Here is a 20,371-nt window from a genome sequence, read left to right on the forward strand (position 1 = left end):
AAGCGCGCCATTATAAGCGCGCCCGATGCCGGTAACGGATTTGTCTGGCCGCTTCAAGCGGTGTTGGCGACATGCCGAATTGATCGAATCCCGCTAGAATCAAAAAAATGCGCTCAGCCCACCCGTATAAAACGTTTGCGATCAGGTACTTGTTGCTGGCCCTGGTCTATGCCTCGCCGGTGTCGATGGCGGCCAGCAAGCCGCCCAAGAAGAAGCCCGTCGCCGCTCCTGCCAGCATTCACCCCGCCCTGACCGAACCGACCGAGCTTGCCGGTGCCGACTACGATCCGGCCAATCCGCCGGACCGCTTGCGCGTGCTGGTCGCACTCGGCCCGTCGACGTATTTCTTCGTCAACGGTCGGCCGCAAGGCGTCGAGTACGCGATGCTCGCCGAGCTGGAAAAATACCTGAACCGCAACCGCCCGAAAGGGCGGGTGCCGCTGCGCATCCAGTATGTGCCGGTCGACGCAGGCGCCTTGCTGCCCAAGTTGCGCGACGGCGAAGGCGATATCGCCGCCGGGCTGATCCCGGTGATTGCCGGCGCCGGCCATCTGGCCGAATTCACTGCGCCGTATCTGAACGAGCGCTGGTGCGTGGTGCAGAGCCGCAGTGCACCTGCGTTGGCCAGAATCGACGAACTCGGCGAGCGGGCGCTGACGATCCCGACCGCGAGCTTCGGTCGGCGCGTACTGGCGAACGAGCTGGCCGCGGTCAGGGTGACCGACGCCCAGCCCGGCGAGCCGGTCGAGAAGCTGTTCGGCGAGGTCCAGCGTGGCGCGACGGCGACGGTGTCGACCGATTACCTGGTCCGCTTGTGGAGCAAGCGCTACCCGGCGCTGAAGACGCAGGCCTGCGCCGGCGACACGGTGCCGGTTGCGTGGGCGGTCGCGCCCGAGCATCCGCAGCTGCTGGCGGTGCTCAACGGCTTTATCGCATCGACCGGCGGCAAGCTGGCGCAAAAGGCCGCAATCGAAACGCAGCGCTTCCTGCCCAAGGATGCGCGCGCCGATGCGCCGGACGAGATGAGTGCGACGGACAAGCTCGGCTTTTTTGCGCCGATGCTGCAGCTGGTGGCGGCGGCAAACAATCTCGACTGGCTGCTGCTCGCCGCGATCGGCCAGCGCGAAACCAAGCTGCAGCCGATGACGCGCAAGGGCGGTGGTCCGACCGGGCTGATGCAGGTGAACCCGAGCACCGCACGCAAGATGGGCGTGAAGGATCCGCACGATACCGAGCAGAACGTCACCGCGGCGGCGCGCTACCTGTCGTACCTGCGCAGGCTGTTTTCCGGTAGCAGCATTACGCCGACCGACCAGCTCTACTTCATGATCGCGTCGTACAACGCCGGCGAGGGACGGGTGCAGCAACTGCGGCAGAAGGCCAAGGCGCAAGGCCTTGACCCCAATGTCTGGCGAGGCAATGTCGAGGAGGTTGCGCGCCGCACCGTCGGCCAGCACCTGCTCGACTACGTGTCGGCGGTCAACCGCTACTATCTCGCCTATCAGGCCGCCGAGCGCAGCGCCGACAAGCGCGACGCCAGCAGGCCCGGCAAGTAGTGTCCTAGACCTGCAGCGCCTGCAGCAGTTCGCCCTCGAGCTGGCGGATGCTGCGTTCGTCGCCGAGGCGCGGCCCCGAGATCAGGAAGTTGTCCTCGGCGCGCTCGCCCAGCGTCATGATCTTGGCGCTCTGAATGTCGATCCGGTGGTCGGCGAGCACGCGGGCGATCGTCGACAGCAGGCCCGGACGGTCGCCGGCGGCGATCGACAGCACGTGGAACTTGCCGCGTTCGTCGGCGCGAATCAGTACGTGCGGCTGCACCGGGAAGTGCTTGAGCTGGCGCGAAACCCGCGCCTTGATCGGCGCCGGCAGCGGGCCGGCCCTGGTCAGTTGCTCGGTCAGCTCGTATTCGACGAAGCCGATCAGATCACGGTAGCTGTCGTGGCGGTTTTCCGGGATGAATACGTAGAAGCTGTCGAGCGCATAGCCGTGGTGCGTCGTATGCACGTGCGCGTCGAAAATGTTGTAGCCGGCGCGCTCGAAGAAGCTGCAGATCCGCGCAAACAGGTCCGGCATGTCGCGGGTGTAGACGAGCACCTGCAGGCCTTCGCCCGACTCTGACAGCCGGGCGCGGACGATCGGCGTGGTGCTGCCGACCTTGTTGAAGAGCTGGCGCGTGTGCCAGGCGATCTCGCGCGCTTCGTGCCGCAGGAAGTAGACGGTGTCGAGCTCGTTCCAGAACGCCGTGTGGGCGTCGTTGCGCAGCCCGTACAGCCGCAGCTGGCTCAGTGCGTCCTCCTGGCGTTCTTCGAGCCAGGTCGACGGGGGCAGGTCTTCGCTGGCGAGCTGGCGCTGCGTTGCCCTGAACAGGTCCTCGAGCAGCTTGGCCTTCCACGCATTCCAGACCTTGGGGCTGGTGCCGCGGATGTCGGCGACGGTGAGCAGGTAGAGCGCGGTCAGCCGGCGCTGCGTGCCGACGAGCTCGGCGAAGTGCGCGACGACCTCGGGGTCGTAGACGTCCTGCTTCTGGGCGACATGCGACATCGTCAGGTGGTGCTCGACCAGCCAGACGACCAGCGCGCGATCGTCGTCGCGCAGCGGGTGCTGGTCGACGAATTCGCGGGCGATGTCGGCGCCGAGCTTGGAGTGGTCGCCGCCGCGCCCCTTGCCGATATCGTGGAACAGCGCGGCGAGGTAGAGCGCCTCGGGGTGCTCGAACCCCTCGATCAGCCGCGAGCACAGCGGGTACTCGTGCGTGAACGCCGGCTGGGCGAAGCGGCGCATGTTCCGCAGCACCATCAGCGTGTGTTCGTCGACGGTATAGACGTGGAACAGGTCGTGCTGCATCCGGCCGACGAGCTCGCCGAACTTCGGGATGTAGCGGCCGAGCACGCCGTACTGGTTCATCCGCCGCAGGATGCGGGTCAGGCCGCGCGGCTCGCGGAACAGCTGGATGAACAGTTCGCGGTTGTGCGGATCGGCGCGGAAATCGTCGTCGATGTGCGGGCGGGCGTGCCAGAGCGCGCGCAGCGTTTCAGGCGCGATGTCGGTGACATCGCGCTGCTGCTCGAACTGCAGGAAGAGCTCGAGGATTGCCGACGGTTCGCGCTCGAACACGTCCGGCGCGGTGATTTCGAGCGTGCTGCCACGCAACCGGAAGCGCGGATTGAGCGCCACGGCGTCGCTGCCGACCTGCGAGAAGATCCGCGCGCGCAATGCCTGGACCAGCAGCGGCGCCAACTGGGTGATGATGCGCGCGGCCAGGTAGTAGCGGGCCATCAGCTGTTCGCTGGCGCGCAGCTTGCCGTCGTCCTCGTAGCCGAACAGGTCGGCAAGCCGGTTCTGGTGGTCGAACAGGATGCGGTCTTCGCGCCGGCGCGCCAGCCAGTGCAGCTGGATGCGTATCGTCCGCAGTACGCGCTCGGCGCGCCGCAGCTTCTGGCCTTCCTCGCGCGTCAGCATGCCCATCGCCGCCAGTGCGCGCCAGTCGCGTCCGAGGCCGAGGCTGGCGGCGATCCAGCCGATCAGGTGCAGGTCGCGCAGGCCGCCCGGCGCTTCCTTCAGGTTGGGTTCGAGCTTGTAGGTGGCGTTCTGGAAGCGGCCATAGCGCGCCTGCTGCTCGAGCAGCTTGGCTTCGAAGAATTCCTTCGGGTCGATATAGCGGTAGACCGTGTCGCGAAACGCGGCAAAGCGCGCCTCGTCGCCGACCAGCAGCCTGGATTCGAGCAGGGCCGTCTGGACGGTGATGTCCTTTTCCGCTTCGGCAAGGCAGTCGGCGACGGTCCGGACCGAGTGGCCGACCTCGAGGCCGATGTCCCACAGCTCGCCAACGAAGACCTCGAGTTTCTCGAGCAGCGCCGGGCCGAGCTGGTCCGGCAGCAGGATCAGCAGGTCGATGTCCGAGTGCGGATACAGCTCGCCGCGGCCGTAGCCGCCGACGGCGACCAGCAGCACGTCGCAGCCGAACTGATGGCGCTCCCACAGCTCGCACAGCGTGGCATCGGTCTGCCGGGCCAGCGCGCGCAGCAGGGGGGTGGTGCGGCGCGGCGCGGCGAAGCGGGCTCGCAGTGCAAGCTTGGCGGCGGCGTAGTCGTCACGAATCGCGTTGACCGAGCGCATCGGCGGTCCTCTGGGTAGGGTGAAACTCAGTCGAGCAGGTAACGTTCCGGGCGGGCAGGGGCGCCGTCCGAAACGGTCAGTACCTCGTAGCCGCTGTCGGTCACCAGGATCGTGTGCTCCCATTGCGCCGACAGGCTGCGGTCCTTGGTGACGACGGTCCAGCCGTCGGGCATGACCCGGAGTTCGCGCTTGCCGGCGTTGATCATCGGTTCGATCGTGAAAATCATGCCGGGAACAAGCTCGATGCCGGTGCCGGCCTTGCCGTAGTGGACGACCTGCGGCTCCTCGTGGAACACCTGGCCGATGCCGTGGCCGCAGAACTCGCGCACGATCGAGAAGCCGGCCTTCTCGGCGTAGTGCTGGATCGCCGCGCCGATATCGCCGAGGTGGGCGCCCGGCCTGACCTGATCGATGCCGAGCCACATGCAGTCGTAGGTGACCTGCACCAGGCGCTTCGCGTGCAGCGGCACCTTGTCGCCGATCAGGAAGGTGCGGCTGGTGTCGCCGTGGTAACCGTCCTTGATGACGGTGATGTCGAGGTTGACGATGTCGCCGTTCTTCAGCGGCTTGTCGTTCGGGATGCCGTGGCAGATCACGTTGTTCACCGAGGTGCAGATCGACTTCGGATAGGGCGTGTAGCCGGGCGGGCAGTAGTTGAGCGGCGCGGCGATCGTTCCCTGCACGTCGCGCATGTAATCGGCGCACAGCCTGTCGAGTGCTTCGGTGGTGACGCCGGGAGCGACGTGCGGCGTGATGTAGTCGAGCACTTCGCTGGCCAGCCGGCCGGCGATACGCATTTTCGCGATGTCTTCGCTGGTCTTGATGACGATCGTCATGGGGAGTCCTGAAATGGCAAAGAGAGGCGTGCGCCTCTCTTTGGATCGTATGGCACGGAATGCTTGGATTCTATCGCCGCGGCCCTTCCGGGAGCACGATATTCACTTCAAGCACCTCCATGTCGTCTTTCTTGTCGAGCTGGACCTTGATGTCGTCCGGATTAACCGACACGTACTTGGAGATCACCTCCATCAGCTCCTTCTGCAGCTGCGGCAGGTAGTCCGGCGTTGCACGGCCGCCGGCGCGTTCGTGCGCAAGGATGATCTGCAGCCGTTCGCGGGCAACCGAGGCAGTTTTCTTTTTTTCGCCGAAAAAATAACTCAGGATAGACATTCATTAACCTCCAAAGAGCCGCTTCCAGAACGGCTGCTTCGGTGCATCGATAAACCGCAACGGCTTCTGTTCGCCGAGGAAGCGGGCGACGACGTCCTTGTACGCTTCGGACACGTCCGAGCCGTTCAGGTGGATCGCCGGCGAGCCGGCGTTCGAGGCCTGCAGCACGGACTCGGACTCCGGGATCACGCCGATCAGCGAAATGCGCAGCAGGTGCTGGACGTCGTCGAGCGAGAGCATCTCGCCCGAGTCGACACGCTTGGGGCTGTAGCGGGTGACCAGCAGATGGGTCTTGACCGAACCGCCTTCCTCGGCCTTCTTCGACTTGGCGTCGAGGATGCCGATGATGCGGTCCGAGTCGCGCACCGAGCTGACTTCCGGGTTGGTGACGACGATGGCCTCGTCGGCGAAGTACAGCGCCAGGAAGGCACCGGTCTCAATGCCGGCCGGGCTGTCGCAGATCACGTAGTCGAACGCTTCGTGCTCGAGTTCCTTGAGTACCTTCTCGACGCCTTCCTTCGACAGTGCGTCCTTGTCGCGGGTCTGCGACGCCGGCAGGATGTACAGGTTGTCGCAGTTCTTGTCCTTGATCAGCGCCTGCTTCAGCGAGGCTTCGCCCTGCACGACGTTGACGAAGTCGTACACGACACGGCGCTCGCACCCCATGATCAGGTCGAGGTTGCGCAGGCCGACGTCGAAGTCGATGACGGCGGTCTTGAAGCCGCGCAGCGCGAGCCCGGTTGCGAAGCTGGCGCTGGTGGTGGTCTTGCCTACGCCTCCCTTGCCGGAGGTGACGACGATGATCTTGGCCACGTTGCTGAAATCCTTTATGTATCTGCTGGTTTAGACGAGGCCGCTCAGGGCCTCGATCACGAGTTTGTTTTCATCGAGGCGGACCTGCGCGGCGGCCGACTTGATGTTGGCCGGCAGTGCCTCTTCCAGTGTCCGGTAGACGCCGGCGATCGACACCAGTTCGGCCTCGAGGCAGGTCGTGTAAATACGGGCGGCGGCATCGCCGCGTGCGCCGGCGAGTGCCCGGCCGCGCAACGGCGCGTAGACGTGGATGCTGCCGTCGGCGATGACCTCCGCGCCGTTCGAAACCAGCGCCAGTACGACGAGGTCGCCGCCGCGGGCGTAAACCTGCTGGCCGGCGCGGATCGGCTTGGTGACGATCATCGCCGGTACGCGCTCGGCTTCGGCCGGTTTTGGTGGCGACAGGTGCGTGACGGCGTCGCTGTCGATGACGATCAGCCCGGCGTCGCGCGCTGCGGCCAGTTGCGCGTCGTTGCCGCCCTGGGCCGCGACTGCGTCGAGGCCGAAGCGGGCGAGCAGCGCGACCGCGGTACGCAGCATGTCGCTGTCCGGCGTTTGCGGCAGGCTGGAGAAGTCGATGGCGACGTGGGCGCCGCTGAGCATGTGCTCGCCGTCGCCGAGCTTGTCCCGCAGCTCGTCCTCGAGTCGTTCGGGGTCGAGCGTCGCGGGGACGAAGCTGACCAGTTGCACGCTGGCGCTCTTGAATTCGAAGGCCGAGGCCGTCTCGGTGTTACCGCTGGGCATGGTGTGGAGTGCGGACGAAGGAAACGCCGAGTGTACCGGTTCGGTTTGGGGTGCGAAAGCTGTAGTTGCGCGTAAGCGCTTGTGCGGACGGCGCCGCAGTGACTCAGCTCACAGCTCAGAACAGCCGGCGCTTCAAACCGCTGTGGTGCAGGATCGAGCTGGCGAGTTCCTCGATCGAAAGCGAGGTGGTGTTCAGATAAGGGATCTGTGCCTGCTTCATCAGCGTTTCCGCCTCGGCGACCTCGGCGCGGCAGATGTCGATCGACGCGTAGTGGCTGCCCGGTTTGCGCTCGGCGCGGATCTGCGACAGCCGTTCGGGCTGGATCGTCAGTCCGAACAGCTTGCTGCGGTGATGGGCGAGCACGCGCGGCAGCTTGTGGTCGGCGAAATCTTCGGGCGTCAGCGGGTAGTTGGCGGCCTTGATGCCGTACTGCAGCGCCAGGTACAGGCAGGTCGGCGTCTTGCCGGCGCGCGACACGCCGACGAGGATCACGTCGGCGTCGGCCAGGTTGCGGGAGATGCCGCCGTCGTCGTGGCTCATCGAGTAGTTCACCGCGTCGATGCGGTTCTTGTATTCCTCGAAGTTGGCGATGCCGTGGACCTTGCCGACGGTATGCGACGACTTGACGCCGAGCTCCTCTTCGAGCGGCTTGATGAAGGTCGCGAAAATATCGACCGTCAGCGCTTCCTCGATGTAGAAACACTGCCGCAGGTCCTCGTCGATCAGCGTCGAGAAGACCACCGGCCGCACGCCGTCGGTACGGGCCTGCTCGCGGATCTGTTCGATCGCTTCGCGCGCCTTGTCGATGCAGTCGATGTACGGCAGCGTGATCCGGCGGAAATTGACCTCTTCGAACTGGCTGATCAGGCTGTGGCCGAGCATCTCGGCGGTGATGCCGGTCCGGCCGGAAACGAAGAAAGCGGTGCGGGGCATGACGACTCCGGGCTTGGCGCCCTCAGTAGGTGCGCCGGGTCAGTCCGGTGCGGTGCATGATGGTGGTGGCCAGCTCCTCGATCGAACGCGTCGTCGATGCGAGGTAGGGGACGCCGACATGGCGCATCAGCGCTTCGGCTTCGCCGACCTCGAACTGGCAGTTGTCGAGTGCGGCGTACTTGCTGTTCGGCTTGCGCTCCTCGCGGATCTGCGCGAGCCGGACCGGGTCGATCGTCAGGCCGAACAGCTTGTTGCGGTAGGGCAGCAGCAGCTTGGGCAGCGTGTGCTGGCCGAAGTCTTCCGGTGTCAGCGGATAGTTGGCGGCCTTGATGCCATACTGCAGCGCCAGGTACAGGCAGGTTGGCGTCTTGGCGGCCCGGGAAACGCCGATCAGGATGATGTCGGCTTCGTTCAGGTCGCGCGGCATCACGCCGTCGTCGTGGTTGAGCGCGAAATTGACCGCATCAATCCGCGCCTTGTATTCGTCGAAGTTGGCGATGCCGTGCGTCTTGCCGACCGAGTGTGAAGATTCACGGCCGAGCTCCTTTTCGAGCGGGCCGATGAAGATTTCGAAGAAATCCAGCGTCAGCGCTTCGTCGACATGAATGATCTCGCGCAGCGCATCGTCGACGACGGTCGAAAAGACGATGGGCCGGCAGCCGTCGACTTCGGCCTGGTGGCGGATGCGGGCGGTGGCTTCATGGGCCTTTTCGGCGCTGTCGATGTACGGCAGGGTGATGCGGCGGAAGTTCACGTCTTCGAACTGGGTGATCAGGCTGTGGCCGAGCATTTCTGCGGTGATGCCGGTTCGGTCGGATACGAAGAAGGCAGTGCGAGGCATCGGGGCTCCGGGCGCGCGAGGCGGGGACGTGAATGTTGCTGCTCGGCGTAAATGGCCATCATCCTGACAGCCAATTGCGGGATAGCATGTAATGGAATATCCCGACTAGCCGGCAAGGACTGCGTGCCTAGAATGGCAGTAACCCTTTGCGCATTGCAACATAAGTTTAAAAGCATTCGAACCAACTCTGTGGAGCCGAGGCCGTAGATGACCGCCTACCTCAATGATCGCAACGTGATCGATTTTGTCCACCTGCGCATGTCCGACGTCGAGTACGTCGGCGGCAAGAACGCTTCGCTGGGGGAGATGATTTCCCAGCTGGCCGAGAAGGGCGTCCGCGTTCCGGGCGGTTTTGCGACGACCGCGCACGCCTATCGGGTGTTCCTCGCCCATAACGGCCTGGCCGACCGCATCGACGCCGCCGTCTCGAAGCTGGACGTCGACGACGTCAAGCAACTGGCGGTGGTGGGCAAGCAGATTCGCGACTGGATCATCGAGACGCCGTTCCCGGCCGAGCTCGAAGCCGAGATCCGCGAGCACTATGCGCAGCTTGGCGAAGGCGTGACTGTCGCGGTGCGCTCGTCGGCCACCGCCGAAGACCTGCCCGATGCGTCGTTCGCCGGCCAGCAGGAAACCTATCTGAACATCGTCGGCGTCGCCAACGTGCTCGACGCGATGAAGCACGTGTTCGCCTCGCTGTACAACGACCGCGCCATCGCCTACCGGGTCCACAAGGGCTTCGACCACAAGCTCGTCGCGCTGTCGGCCGGCATCCAGCGCATGGTCCGTTCGGACAAGGGCGCCGCCGGCGTGATGTTCACCATCGATACCGAGAGCGGCTTCGAGGACGTGGTGTTCGTCACCGCATCGTACGGCCTTGGCGAGACCGTGGTGCAGGGCGCGGTGAATCCGGACGAGTTCTACGTGCACAAGCCGACGCTGAAGGCCGACCGTCCGGCGATCGTGCGCAAGCACCTCGGCGGCAAGGCACTGAAGATGGAGTTCGACCTCGAGGCCGCCGCCGGCAAGTCGGTGAGGACCGTCGACGTCGACGCGGCCGACCGCCGCAAGTTCTCGGTCACCGACGAGGAAGTCGAAGAGCTGGCCCGCTACGCGCTGATCATCGAGCAGCACTACGGCCGGCCGATGGACATCGAATGGGGTCGCGACGGCGTCGACGGCAAGCTTTACATCCTGCAGGCGCGGCCGGAAACGGTGAAGTCGCAGGAAGCCGCCGCCGACAAGATGTCGAAGTTCCGCATGCTCGAAAAGGGCGAAGTGCTGACCAGCGGCCGTGCGATCGGCCAGAAGATCGGCCAGGGCACCGTGCGCGTGATCCGCGACGTGTCGGAAATGGATCAGGTGCAGCCGGGCGACGTGCTGGTGTCGGACATGACCGACCCGGACTGGGAGCCGGTGATGAAGCGCGCGTCGGCCATCGTCACCAACCGTGGCGGCCGGACCTGCCACGCGGCGATCATCGCGCGTGAACTCGGCGTGCCGGCGGTCGTCGGTTGCGGCGACGCAACCCGCATGCTCAAGACCGGCGACCTCGTCACCGTGTCGTGCGCCGAAGGCGACACCGGCAATGTCTACAGCGGCCTGCTGAAGTTCGAGAAGCTGGACATCGCGCTGACCAAGATGCCCGAGTCGCCGGTGAAGCTGATGATGAACGTCGGCAATCCGGAACTGGCATTCGAGTTCGCCCAGCTGCCGAACGAAGGCGTCGGTCTGGCGCGGCTCGAGTTCATCATCAACCGGATGATCGGTGTGCACCCGAAGGCGCTGCTCGCCTACCCGAACGTGCCGGCCGAGCTGAAAGCGCAGATCGACGAGCGGATCGCCGGCTACCGCAGTGCGGTCGACTTCTATGTCGACAAGCTGGCCGAAGGGATCGCGACCTTGGGCGCGGCGTTCTGGCCGAAGAAGGTCATCGTCCGCCTGTCCGACTTCAAGTCGAACGAGTATGCAAACCTGATCGGCGGTCCGCAGTACGAGCCGCACGAAGAAAACCCGATGCTGGGCTTCCGCGGTGCGGCGCGTTACGTCGACAAGAGCTTCCGCGACTGCTTCGAGCTCGAGTGCCGTGCGGTCAAGAAGGTTCGCGACGTGATGGGGCTGACCAATATCGAGGTGATGATCCCGTTCGTGCGTACGCTGAACGAGGCGCAGTGCGTGGTCGAGCTGCTCGAGCGCAACGGCCTCAAGCGCGGCGAGGGTGGTCCGGATGGCAAGGCGGGTCTGCGGCTGATCATGATGTGCGAAATCCCGGCCAATGCCGTGCTGGCGGAGCGTTTCCTCGAGCATTTCGACGGTTTCTCGATCGGCTCGAACGACATGACCCAGCTCACGCTCGGCATCGACCGCGATTCGGGTGGCCCGGTTTCGGCGTCGTTCGACGAGCGCAACGATGCAGTCAAGGCGATGCTGAGCATGGCGATTGCGGCGTGCCGCAAGCTGGACAAGTACGTCGGCATCTGCGGCCAGGGGCCGTCGGACCATCCCGACTTCGCACAATGGCTGGTCGAAGAGGGGATCGAAACGGTATCCTTGAACCCGGACACCGTGATGGAAACCTGGTTGTTCCTGGCCGGTCAGAAAGCGCACTGATCGTCACGGAAAAACGGGCCACTACGGTGGCCCGTTTTTTATTGTCCAACGCCTGTCCAATTCACTCCCGATCAAGGAAACGCCGATGTCACCGACCCGCGCCGATTTCGACCAGTACATGGTACCCAGCTACGCCCCAGCCGCCTTCGTGCCGGTCCGAGGTCAGGGCAGCCGAGTCTGGGATCAGGCCGGTCGCGAATACGTCGATTTTTCCGGCGGGATTGCCGTCAACTCGCTGGGACACTGCCATCCGGTGGCCGTTGCCGCGCTGACCGAGCAGGCAAACCGGCTCTGGCATGTGTCGAACGTGTTCACCAACGAGCCGGCACTGGCGCTGGCCGAGAAGATCGTCGGCGCGACGTTCGCCGAGCGCGTGTTCTTCTGCAACTCCGGCGCAGAGGCGAACGAGGCCGCACTGAAGCTGGCGCGCCGTGTCGGCGTCGACCGCTTCGGGCCGCAAAAGCACAAGGTGCTGTCGGCGGTGAACTCGTTCCACGGCCGGACTTTCTTCACCGTGTCGGTCGGTGGCCAGCCGAAGTATTCGGACGGCTTCGGCCCGCGTCCGGAAGGGATCGCCCATTTCGAGTACAACGATCTGGCCAGTGTCGAAGCCCTGATCGACGACGATACCGCCTGCGTGATCGTCGAGCCGATCATGGGCGAAAGCGGCGTGCTGCCGGCGACGCGCGAGTTCTTGCAGGGCTTGCGTGCGCTGTGCGACAAGCACAATGCCTTGCTGATCTTCGACGAAGTGCAAACCGGCATGGGCCGGACCGGCCATCTGTTCGCCTACCAGCATTTCGGTGTCGTGCCGGACATCCTGTCGAGTGCCAAGAGCCTCGGTAGCGGCTTCCCGATCGGCGCGATGCTGACGACCACGGACCTGGCCAAGCACCTCTCGGCCGGTACGCACGGCACGACCTACGGCGGCAACCCGCTGGCGTGCGCCGTTGCCGGTGCGGTGTTCGACGTGATCAACGATCCGGCAACGCTGGCCGGTGTCGCCGCCAAGCGTGCGCGCATCGTCGCCGGAATCGAGGCGATCAATGCCGAACTCGACGTGTTCGGTGCGGTCCGCGGCCTTGGCCTGCTGGTCGGTGCGGCACTCAAGCCCGAGTACGAGGGGCGGGCGAAGGACGTGCTGAACGCCGCGACGGCCGAAGGGCTGATGGTGCTGATGGCCGGGCCGAACGTGATCCGTTTCGCACCGTCGCTGGTGATAGCCGATGCCGACATCGACGAAGGTCTGGCGCGCTTTGCCCGCGCGCTGAAGGCGTTCAAGGCCTGACCCCTTGCTGGAGGCGTGCGACAACCCGTCGGGCAAGCCTCGCGCGCTGAAAGCATTCAAGACCTAGTCCCGAAACGCTCTTACCCTGACCGCCCGGCTTGCCGGGCGGTTTTGTTTTCAGCGCGCTTGCGGCGGACATTGCGGCTTTACCGAATGGCTGCCGCCACGGTGGCTGCATACAGTGGGATCGGGAGGTGTACCCGATGAGAGTCCGTTTACTGGCGCATGCCGATCTCGACGCGGTTGTCCGGCTGGCCGGCAGCGCCGGCGTGGGCGTCACCACCCTGCAGCCCGATCCGGCGCGACTGGCCGCGCGGATCGCCGCGAGCGAGCGTACCGTTGCCGACGAAGGCGGCTCGGCCGATGCCGGCTATTTCTTCGCGCTCGAGGACGAAGGCAATGGCGAGCTGGCCGGTATTGCCGCGATCGAGGCGGCGGTCGGCATGCTGGAGCCCTGGTACAACTACCGGGTCGGCCTGTCGGTGCACGCGTCGCGCGAGCTCGACATCTACAAGCAGCTGCCGACGCTGTTCCTGACGTCGGACATGACCGGCTCGTCCGAGCTGTGTTCGCTGTTCCTGCACCCGGACTGGCGCCGCGACGGCAATGGCGCCTTGTTGTCGAAAAGCCGCTTTCTGTTCATGGCCGAGTTTCCCGAGCGTTTCGCCGAGCGCGTAATCGCCGAAATGCGCGGCGTGTCGGACGCTGACGGTCGTTCGCCGTTCTGGGAAAGCCTGGGCCGGCACTTCTTCACGATGGACTTCGCCCGCGCCGATTTCCTTTCCTATGTCGGCAGCAAGTCGTTCATTGCCGAACTGATGCCACGCTACCCGATCTATACGATGCTGCTGTCGCAAGAGGCGCAGGACGCGATCGCTGACGTGCATCCGGCGACCCGGCCTGCGCGCGCGCTGCTCGAAGACGAGGGCTTTCGCTACCAGGGCTATATCGACATTTTCGATGCCGGCCCGACGCTCGAATGTTCGCGCGCCGACATCCGCGCGGTGCGGCAGAGCACCTGCTTCCAGGCGCTGGCGATCAGCGGTGCACCCAAGGGCGGCGTGCCCTGGCTGGTGTCTAACCGGCAACTGGCCGGCTTCCGTTGCGCGCTGGCGATCACCCGGCCGCTCGAGGATGCGCTGCCGTTGCCGCAATCCGTACTCGACGCGCTAGGGCTGGCCGACGGCGACCCCGTGCGTGCGGTGCCACTTTCAAGCAAGGAGTAGACATGCTGTTGATCAACGGGGCCTGGCGGCCCGGCAGTGGGGAGGCGTTTGCATCGGCCAACCCGGTGAGCGGCGACATCGTCTGGCAGGGGCGGGCGGCGAACGGCGCCGAGGTCGACGCTGCGGTTGCCGCAGCACGGGCGGCCTTCCCCGCATGGCGCGATCTGGACATCGAGGAGCGCGTCGCCGTCGTCCGGGTGTTCGCCGACATGCTGCGCGGTGCGCAGGCCGAGCTGGCCGCGCTGATCGGCCGCGAGACCGGCAAGCCGCGCTGGGAGGCGCTGACCGAGGTCACGACGATGGTCAACAAGGTCGAGATATCCTTGCGTGCCCATGCCGAGCGGACCGGCGAGCACGAGAGCCAGCAGGGCGATGCGCAGGCGGTGCTGCGGCACCGGCCGCACGGCGTGCTGGCGGTCTTCGGCCCGTACAACTTTCCCGGCCATCTGCCCAACGGCCACATCGTGCCGGCGCTGATCGCAGGCAATGTCGTCGTGTTCAAACCGTCCGAACTGACGCCGATGGTCGCGCAGAAGACCGTCGAGCTGTGGCTGGCGGCGGGGCTGCCCGCCGGGGTGATCGGGCTGCTGCAGGGCGGTCGCGACACCGGTGTTGCGCTTGCCGCGCACGCCGGTGTCGACGGTCTGCTGTTCACCGGCAGCGCCGCGACCGGCTATGCGCTGCACCGGCAGTTTGCCGGCCGGCCCGACAGGATTCTTGCGCTGGAAATGGGCGGCAACAACCCGCTGATCGTCGACGAGCTTGCCGACGTGCCGGCCGCCCTGCACCACATCGTCCAGTCGGCCTTCGTCTCGGCCGGCCAGCGCTGCACCTGCGCGCGGCGGCTGCTCGTTCCCCGGGGCGCGTGGGGCGATGCACTGGTCGCGCGTCTGGCCGCGGTGGCGCAGTCGATTCGTGTCGGTGCATGGGATGCCGAGCCGGCGCCGTTCATGGGGGCAGTGATTTCGAACGCCGCGGCCGATGCGCTGCTGGCGGTGCAGGACAGGCTGGTCGCGCTCGGCGCACGGTCGATCCTGCCGTTGAAGCGGCTGCGGCCGGGCTCGGCGCTGCTGTCGCCGGCGCTGATCGACGTCAGTGACGTGGCCGAGCTGCCGGATGAGGAGTACTTCGGCCCCTTGCTGCAGATCCAGCGCTATGGCGACTTCGACGAGGCGATCGCGCTGGCCAACCGGACCCGTTACGGTCTGGCGGCCGGACTGCTGTCCGATTCGGCCGAGCGCTACCAGCGCTTCTGGCGCGATGCGCGCGCCGGCATCGTCAACTGGAACAAGCCGCTGACCGGTGCGTCGAGCGCCGCGCCGTTCGGCGGCATCGGCGCATCGGGCAACCACCGGCCGAGCGCCTATTACGCGGCCGATTACTGCGCCTATCCGGTCGCTTCGCTCGAGGCGCCGACGCTGGCGCTGCCGGCGCAGCTGCCGCCGGGCGTGACGCTGTAACCGACAGGGGGACACATGGCGGGATGCGAAGCGAATTTCGACGGTCTGGTCGGGCCGACCCACCATTACGGCGGGCACTCGTTCGGCAACGTCGCGTCGACCGGCAATGCGGGCCAGCCGGCGAATCCGCGCGCCGCCGCGCTCCAGGGGCTGGCAAAGATGAAGGCGCTCGCCGACCTGGGCTACCGGCAGGGGGTGCTGCCGCCGCACGAGCGCCCGGCGGTCGATGTCCTGCGCGGCTTCGGTTTTGGTGGCGATGATGCCGGCGTGCTGGCCGCGGCGGCGAAACAGGCGCCGCAACTGCTCGCGGCCGCGTCGTCGGCATCGGCGATGTGGGTTGCCAACGCCGCGACGGTCAGCCCGTCCGGCGATACCGCGGACGGCCGCGTGCATTTCAGCGTCGCCAACCTGCAGAACAAGTTTCACCGGGCGATCGAACACGAGCAGACCGGACGGACACTGAAGGCGATCTTCGGCGATGCCTCGCATTTCGCCCATCACCCGGCGCTGGCAATGCACCCGGCCTTCGGCGACGAGGGCGCGGCCAACCACACGCGGCTGGCCAGGGCCTACGACGCTGCCGGGGTCGAGCTATTCGTCTACGGTCAGCGGCACTGGGGCGGATCGCTGGCACCGCAACACTACCCGGCGCGCCAGACGCTCGAAGCCAGCCAGGCGGTCGCACGACGGCACGGCGTGCGCGATGCCGTCTATGTGCAGCAGAACCCCGACGTGATCGACGCCGGCGTGTTCCACAACGATGTGATCTCGGTCGGCAACCTCGACGTGCTGTTCTGCCATGAATCGGCCTTTGTCGGCCGCGATGCGGTCTATGCCGAACTCGATACGAAGCTCGGCGGTCTGCGGCTGATCGAGGTGCCGGCGACGAAGGTCAGCGTCGACGACGCGGTGCGCAGCTATCTGTTCAACAGCCAGTTGCTCGACGCCGGCGGTGGCCGGATGCGGCTGGTCGTGCCCGAGGAGTGCCGCGAGACGCCGGCGGTGTGGGCGTATCTGCAGGCGCTGCTGGCGCAGGACGGCCCGCTGGCCGATGTCCGCGTCTACGACCTCAAGCAGAGCATGCGCAACGGCGGCGGACCCGCCTGCCTGCGACTGCGTGTGGCGCTGACCGATGCCGAGGCCGCAGCGGTCCACCCGGGGATCTGGTTGACGCCGGCACTATATGAGGCGCTGACCGGCTGGGTCGGACGGCATTACCGCGACCGCCTGAGCGAAGCCGATCTGGCCGACCCGCAATTGCTGCTCGAAGTGCGTACCGCGCTCGATGAGCTGACGGCGCTGCTCGGACTCGGTTCGATTTACCCGTTTCAACGTCTTGAAGGTGGTTCCCGATGAACAGTTTTCTTGCCGAAACGCTGGCAGGGCGCACCGCAATTGCCTTGCCGTACTGCCAGGCCAACGGCACCCACGTGCAGGTGCTCGACGAGGGCGTGATTCGCTTCGAGCCGCGCGAGCCCGAACACCGGGTGTTCGACGTCGTTATATCGTGCGGTGTTCACGGCAACGAGACGGCACCGGTCGAACTCGTCGATACACTGATCTCGGCGCTGTTGTCGGGCGAGTTGCGTCCGCGTGCCCGCGTGCTGTTCATCATCGGCAATATCGAGGCGCTGCGTCGTGGCGAGCGCTTTGTCGAGCGGGACATGAACCGCCAGTTCTGCCGGGTGCCCGATGCCGGCGACGATGCGGAGGCGCGCCGCGCCGCGATGCTGGAAATGCAGCTCGGCCGCTTTTTCTCGCAAGGTGGAGGGGCGGTGCCGCGGCTGCACTACGACCTGCATACGGCGATTCACGGCAGCCTGATCGAGAAATTCGCGATCTGTCCGCTGCCGGCGCAGGGGTGCGATTTCGATCAGGTCGAAATCGCCAGGCTCGGGCTTGCCGGCATTTCGGCCGTGCTCCTGCAGTCGGCCGCGGCGCCGACATTCACGCTGTTCAGCAGCCGCTACTGCGGGGCATCGGCGTTTACCGTCGAGCTGGGCCGGGCAATGCCGTTCGGCCAGAACCGGGGTGTCGATCTGTCTCGGCTCGATGCTTACCTGCGCGGGCTGATAGAGGGTGCGCTGCCCGAGCCGCCGGCGGGCGGGGTGACGGTTTATCGCGTTTCGCGCGAAGTCATCAAACACAGCGACGCGTTCCGCCTGCTGATCGACGCCGAGACGGACAACTTCACGCCGTTGCCGCAGGGCATGCTGCTGGCCGAGGATGGCGAGACGCGCTGGATTGTCGACGAGGCCGGTGCGCTGATCGTCTTCCCGAATCCGGATGTCGCCGTCGGCCAGCGTGCGGGGCTGATCGTGGTGCCCGCGGCGCCGGCCTGATTACGTTTTTTTCTGCGCCGGTTTGTTCGTGGCCGTTGCCGGTTTTTTGCCGGCCGGCTTGGTTGACGATTTGGCCGATGGTTTGGCCGCCGGTTTTTTTGCCGCCTTTGCCGCAGGCTTGGCCGACTTGCCGCTTGCCGGTTTGGCACTGGCTTTCCGGCTCGATGGCTTGGTGCTGCTCTGGGCGCTGGCCGGCTTGGCGGCGCTGCGTTCGCAGACCGTCGTCGTCTTGCGCTTGCTGCCCTTGCCGGTCGTGACCTTGCGGCACTGGCGCTCGGCGGTGGCGACGGCGGCCGGGCGGGGGACGGCGCGGGCCTTGCTGTTGCCGGCCGACGCAAGCAGCGTCGTCATGTTGATGCCGCTGCCCGACGCGCCGGCAATGCGCCGCGCACCGTTCCAGCGCTGCTGCCAGTAGCTTTGCTGGATGTTCGAGACTTCAACGCTCTTGCCGGCGCGCGGCGAGTGGATGAAGCGGTTGTCGCCCAGATAGATGCCCACGTGCGAAAAAGCCCGGCCCAGGGTGTTGAAGAACACCAGGTCGCCGGGCTTGAGCTCGTCCTTGTTCACCGTCTGGCCGGTCTGCGACATCGAGAGCGCGGTACGCGGCAGGGTGATGTTGAGCGAATTCTGGAATACATAGCGGATGAAGCCGCTGCAATCGAGGCCTTCCTCGGGGGTGTTGCCGCCCCAGCTGTAGCGCACGCCGATCAGGCTCATTGCCTGCAGCAGGAGTTCCTGCGCGGCGGCCTGGTTGTCGCCGCCCTCCTTGGACGACCTGCTCCAGTTGCCGGTATCCGCCGGCGGCTCTTCGGCGTGGGCGAGGGGCTGCATCAGGGCAAGGCAGGCGCCGGCAAGCAGCGCTGCGGGGATTCGGTACCATTTCATGGGTCTGGAATGTATCGGATGTACAAAAAAGCTGTAAAGCCTAATATTCGGAAGCTGTAAGCCGGCGCCCGTTGCGGGCGTCTGGCCGTCGCCGGTCACCGCACGTGGCCGTGGCGCCATACTGGCTGACATGCCAATCACAGGGAGAGTTCAACGGTGTTGAAAGAAACCTTCTCGGTCATGCGCGATCTGCCGCGCGTACGCGAGATCATCACCGTCATGGTGCGGCACGGGCTGGGCAATCTGGTGCACCGGCTCGGGCTTGCCAAAGGGCTGGAACGCGGCGCCGACCTGCTGCACCTGCCCGGCGACCACGAGATCGAGGCGCTGGAGGCGCCGGTCCGGGTGCGGCGGGCGCTGGAAGAACTGGGGCCGACCTTCATCAAGCTCGGCCAGGTGCTTGCGACCCGGGTCGACGTGTTCCCGCCCGAGTGGATCGCCGAATTCGAGCAGTTGCAGAGCAACGTGCCGTCGCTGCCGTTCACCCAGCTCGTTCCCGAGCTGACCGACATCCTCGGCCGCGATCCGCACGAGTTGTTCGACGAACTCGACCCGGTGCCGATCGGCGCGGCGTCGATCGCGCAGGTGCACCGCGCCAGGCTCAAGGACGGCCGCGACGTGGTGCTCAAGGTGCGCCGGCCCGGCATCACCGCCAAGATCGAGGCCGACCTGCGCATCCTTGCGCACATCGCCGGGCTGATGGAGTTCGAGTTTCCCGAAACGCGCCGCTACCAGCCGCGCAAGATTGCCGACGAGTTCGCGCGTTCGCTGCGGCGCGAGCTCAATCTGTCGTCGGAGGCGCGCAATCAGGAGCGGTTTGCGCAGAACTTTGCCGGCAATGCGGACATCCGGATTCCAGAGGTGCACTGGGCGTACACGTCCGAGCGGCTCAACGTGCAGGAGTGGATCGGCGGCGTCGCCGGCAACGACCTGGCGCTGGCCGATGCGATGGGGCTGGACCGCAAGGTGCTGGCGGCGCATGGCGCCGATGCGGTGCTGAAGATGGTGCTGATCGACGGTTACTTCCATGCCGATCCGCACCCCGGCAACGTCAAGTACCTGCCGGACAACAAGATCGCCTTTCTCGATTTCGGCATGGTCGGCCGCCTGCCGCATCCGCGCCGCGACCAGATCGTCGACCTGCTGGCGGCGCTGGCCGAGCGCGACGAGCACGGCATCCTCAACGTGCTGCTCGAATGGACCGGCGACACCGTCGTCGACGAGGAAAAGCTCGGCATCGACATTGCCGAGTTCATGTTCAACTACGAGAACCTGCCGCTCAAGGACATCCGTTTCGGCGCCTTGCTCGGCGACGTCGCCAGCCTGATGCGCGAGCACGAGATCACCCTGCCGTCCGATCTGACCTTGCTGTTCAAGGCGCTGGTCACCCTGGAGGGGCTGGGTCGCCAGCTCGATCCGGGTTTCCAGATGGTGCCGCACCTGACGCCGTTCGTGCGCGAGGTGATCCTGGCGAGGTTCCAGCCCCGATCGCTCTACAAGAAGGGCAAGGACGGCCTCTACGAGGCGTTCCACCTGGTCGCCGGCCTGCCGCGCGATATCGGCAAGCTGATCAAGCAGGCGCGGCGCGGCAACCTGCGCGTCGACCTCGACCTGAAGCGGCTCGACCGCTTCGGCAGCCAGTTGGCCAAGAGCGCCAACCGCTTGACGATGGGCATCGTCACCGGCGCGCTGATCATCGGTTCGTCGATCGTGATGACGGTCGACAGCGGTCCCATGCTGTTCGGCCTGCCGGCGCTCGGTTTCCTCGGCTTCCTGATCGCCTTCTTCAACACCATCTGGCTGGTGTTCTCGATCTGGGTGTCGGGCAAGGAAGAGCGTTAGTGCCCTGCACGTGATAAATCGTGCGTTAAGGGGCGACGGATTTGTGTGCGGATCAAGGCGCGAGGCGGCGTCATGGCCGTAGCCATGGCGACGACGGGCA

16 protein-coding genes are annotated in these 20,371 nt (G+C 65.9%); 8 read left to right on the forward strand and 8 right to left on the reverse strand.

Going from position 1 to position 20,371, the window contains the following annotated elements:
- Positions 1 to 149: 149 nt before the first annotated feature.
- Positions 150 to 1,556, forward strand: coding sequence for a transglycosylase SLT domain-containing protein (locus tag BJP62_RS01405; RefSeq protein WP_168163772.1), 1,407 nt, complete (start codon positions 150 to 152; stop codon positions 1,554 to 1,556).
- A 4-nt stretch (positions 1,557 to 1,560) separates the two neighbouring features.
- Here the strand turns inward: BJP62_RS01405 and BJP62_RS01410 are convergent, their stop codons facing one another.
- The 7 genes from BJP62_RS01410 to BJP62_RS01440 form a co-directional block, all read right to left on the reverse strand.
- Complete coding sequence (locus BJP62_RS01410) at positions 1,561 to 4,116, reverse strand: [protein-PII] uridylyltransferase (protein WP_145927060.1); 2,556 nt, start codon at positions 4,114 to 4,116, stop codon at positions 1,561 to 1,563.
- 26 nt (positions 4,117 to 4,142) lie between these two features.
- Positions 4,143 to 4,952 (reverse strand): type I methionyl aminopeptidase, encoded by an 810-nt coding sequence (gene map, locus BJP62_RS01415; RefSeq protein WP_070525782.1) that lies wholly within the window; start codon positions 4,950 to 4,952, stop codon positions 4,143 to 4,145.
- Positions 4,953 to 5,022: 70 nt separating this feature from the next.
- Complete coding sequence (minE, locus tag BJP62_RS01420) at positions 5,023 to 5,286, reverse strand: cell division topological specificity factor MinE (protein WP_070525784.1); 264 nt, start codon at positions 5,284 to 5,286, stop codon at positions 5,023 to 5,025.
- A 3-nt stretch (positions 5,287 to 5,289) separates the two neighbouring features.
- The gene (minD, locus tag BJP62_RS01425; RefSeq protein WP_070525787.1) at positions 5,290 to 6,099 is read right to left on the reverse strand and encodes a septum site-determining protein MinD; all 810 of its coding nucleotides are present in this window, start codon (positions 6,097 to 6,099) and stop codon (positions 5,290 to 5,292) included.
- A 30-nt stretch (positions 6,100 to 6,129) separates the two neighbouring features.
- Complete coding sequence (minC, locus tag BJP62_RS01430) at positions 6,130 to 6,843, reverse strand: septum site-determining protein MinC (RefSeq protein ID WP_070525789.1); 714 nt, start codon at positions 6,841 to 6,843, stop codon at positions 6,130 to 6,132.
- A 115-nt stretch (positions 6,844 to 6,958) separates the two neighbouring features.
- Positions 6,959 to 7,777: a pyruvate, water dikinase regulatory protein gene (locus BJP62_RS01435; RefSeq protein WP_070525791.1), complete on the reverse strand. Its 819-nt coding sequence runs from the start codon at positions 7,775 to 7,777 to the stop codon at positions 6,959 to 6,961.
- Positions 7,778 to 7,799: 22 nt separating this feature from the next.
- Positions 7,800 to 8,618, reverse strand: a complete 819-nt coding sequence (locus tag BJP62_RS01440) for a pyruvate, water dikinase regulatory protein (RefSeq protein ID WP_070525793.1) — start codon at positions 8,616 to 8,618, stop codon at positions 7,800 to 7,802.
- A 207-nt stretch (positions 8,619 to 8,825) separates the two neighbouring features.
- Here BJP62_RS01440 and ppsA point away from each other — a divergent pair, with 207 nt between their 5' ends.
- The 6 genes from ppsA to astE all read left to right on the forward strand — a co-directional run bounded on the left by ppsA (position 8,826) and on the right by astE (position 17,544).
- On the forward strand, positions 8,826 to 11,228 hold the full coding sequence (gene ppsA, locus BJP62_RS01445; RefSeq protein ID WP_070525795.1) for a phosphoenolpyruvate synthase: 2,403 nt from the start codon (positions 8,826 to 8,828) through the stop codon (positions 11,226 to 11,228).
- 85 nt (positions 11,229 to 11,313) lie between these two features.
- On the forward strand, positions 11,314 to 12,516 hold the full coding sequence (locus BJP62_RS01450) for an aspartate aminotransferase family protein (protein ID WP_070525797.1): 1,203 nt from the start codon (positions 11,314 to 11,316) through the stop codon (positions 12,514 to 12,516).
- Positions 12,517 to 12,719: 203 nt separating this feature from the next.
- Complete coding sequence (astA, locus tag BJP62_RS01455; protein WP_070525799.1) at positions 12,720 to 13,742, forward strand: arginine N-succinyltransferase; 1,023 nt, start codon at positions 12,720 to 12,722, stop codon at positions 13,740 to 13,742.
- A 2-nt stretch (positions 13,743 to 13,744) separates the two neighbouring features.
- Entirely contained in the window at positions 13,745 to 15,202 is a 1,458-nt protein-coding gene (astD, locus tag BJP62_RS01460; protein ID WP_070525801.1) for a succinylglutamate-semialdehyde dehydrogenase, read from the forward strand.
- 15 nt (positions 15,203 to 15,217) lie between these two features.
- The gene (gene astB, locus BJP62_RS01465) at positions 15,218 to 16,558 is read left to right on the forward strand and encodes an N-succinylarginine dihydrolase (protein WP_070525802.1); all 1,341 of its coding nucleotides are present in this window, start codon (positions 15,218 to 15,220) and stop codon (positions 16,556 to 16,558) included.
- Positions 16,555 to 17,544, forward strand: coding sequence for a succinylglutamate desuccinylase (gene astE, locus BJP62_RS01470; RefSeq protein ID WP_070525804.1), 990 nt, complete (start codon positions 16,555 to 16,557; stop codon positions 17,542 to 17,544). Before astB ends, astE begins: the two co-directional genes overlap by 4 nt.
- On the opposite strand, the gene BJP62_RS01475 is transcribed toward astE, so the two are convergent.
- On the reverse strand, positions 17,545 to 18,429 hold the full coding sequence (locus BJP62_RS01475; RefSeq protein WP_070525806.1) for a C40 family peptidase: 885 nt from the start codon (positions 18,427 to 18,429) through the stop codon (positions 17,545 to 17,547).
- A gap of 156 nt (positions 18,430 to 18,585) precedes the next feature.
- Here BJP62_RS01475 and BJP62_RS01480 point away from each other — a divergent pair, with 156 nt between their 5' ends.
- Positions 18,586 to 20,271, forward strand: a complete 1,686-nt coding sequence (locus tag BJP62_RS01480; RefSeq protein ID WP_070525807.1) for an AarF/ABC1/UbiB kinase family protein — start codon at positions 18,586 to 18,588, stop codon at positions 20,269 to 20,271.
- Positions 20,272 to 20,371: the final 100 nt, after the last annotated feature.

It is taken from the genome of Jeongeupia sp. USM3, assembly GCF_001808185.1.
Lineage (GTDB): Bacteria > Pseudomonadota > Gammaproteobacteria > Burkholderiales > Chitinibacteraceae > Jeongeupia.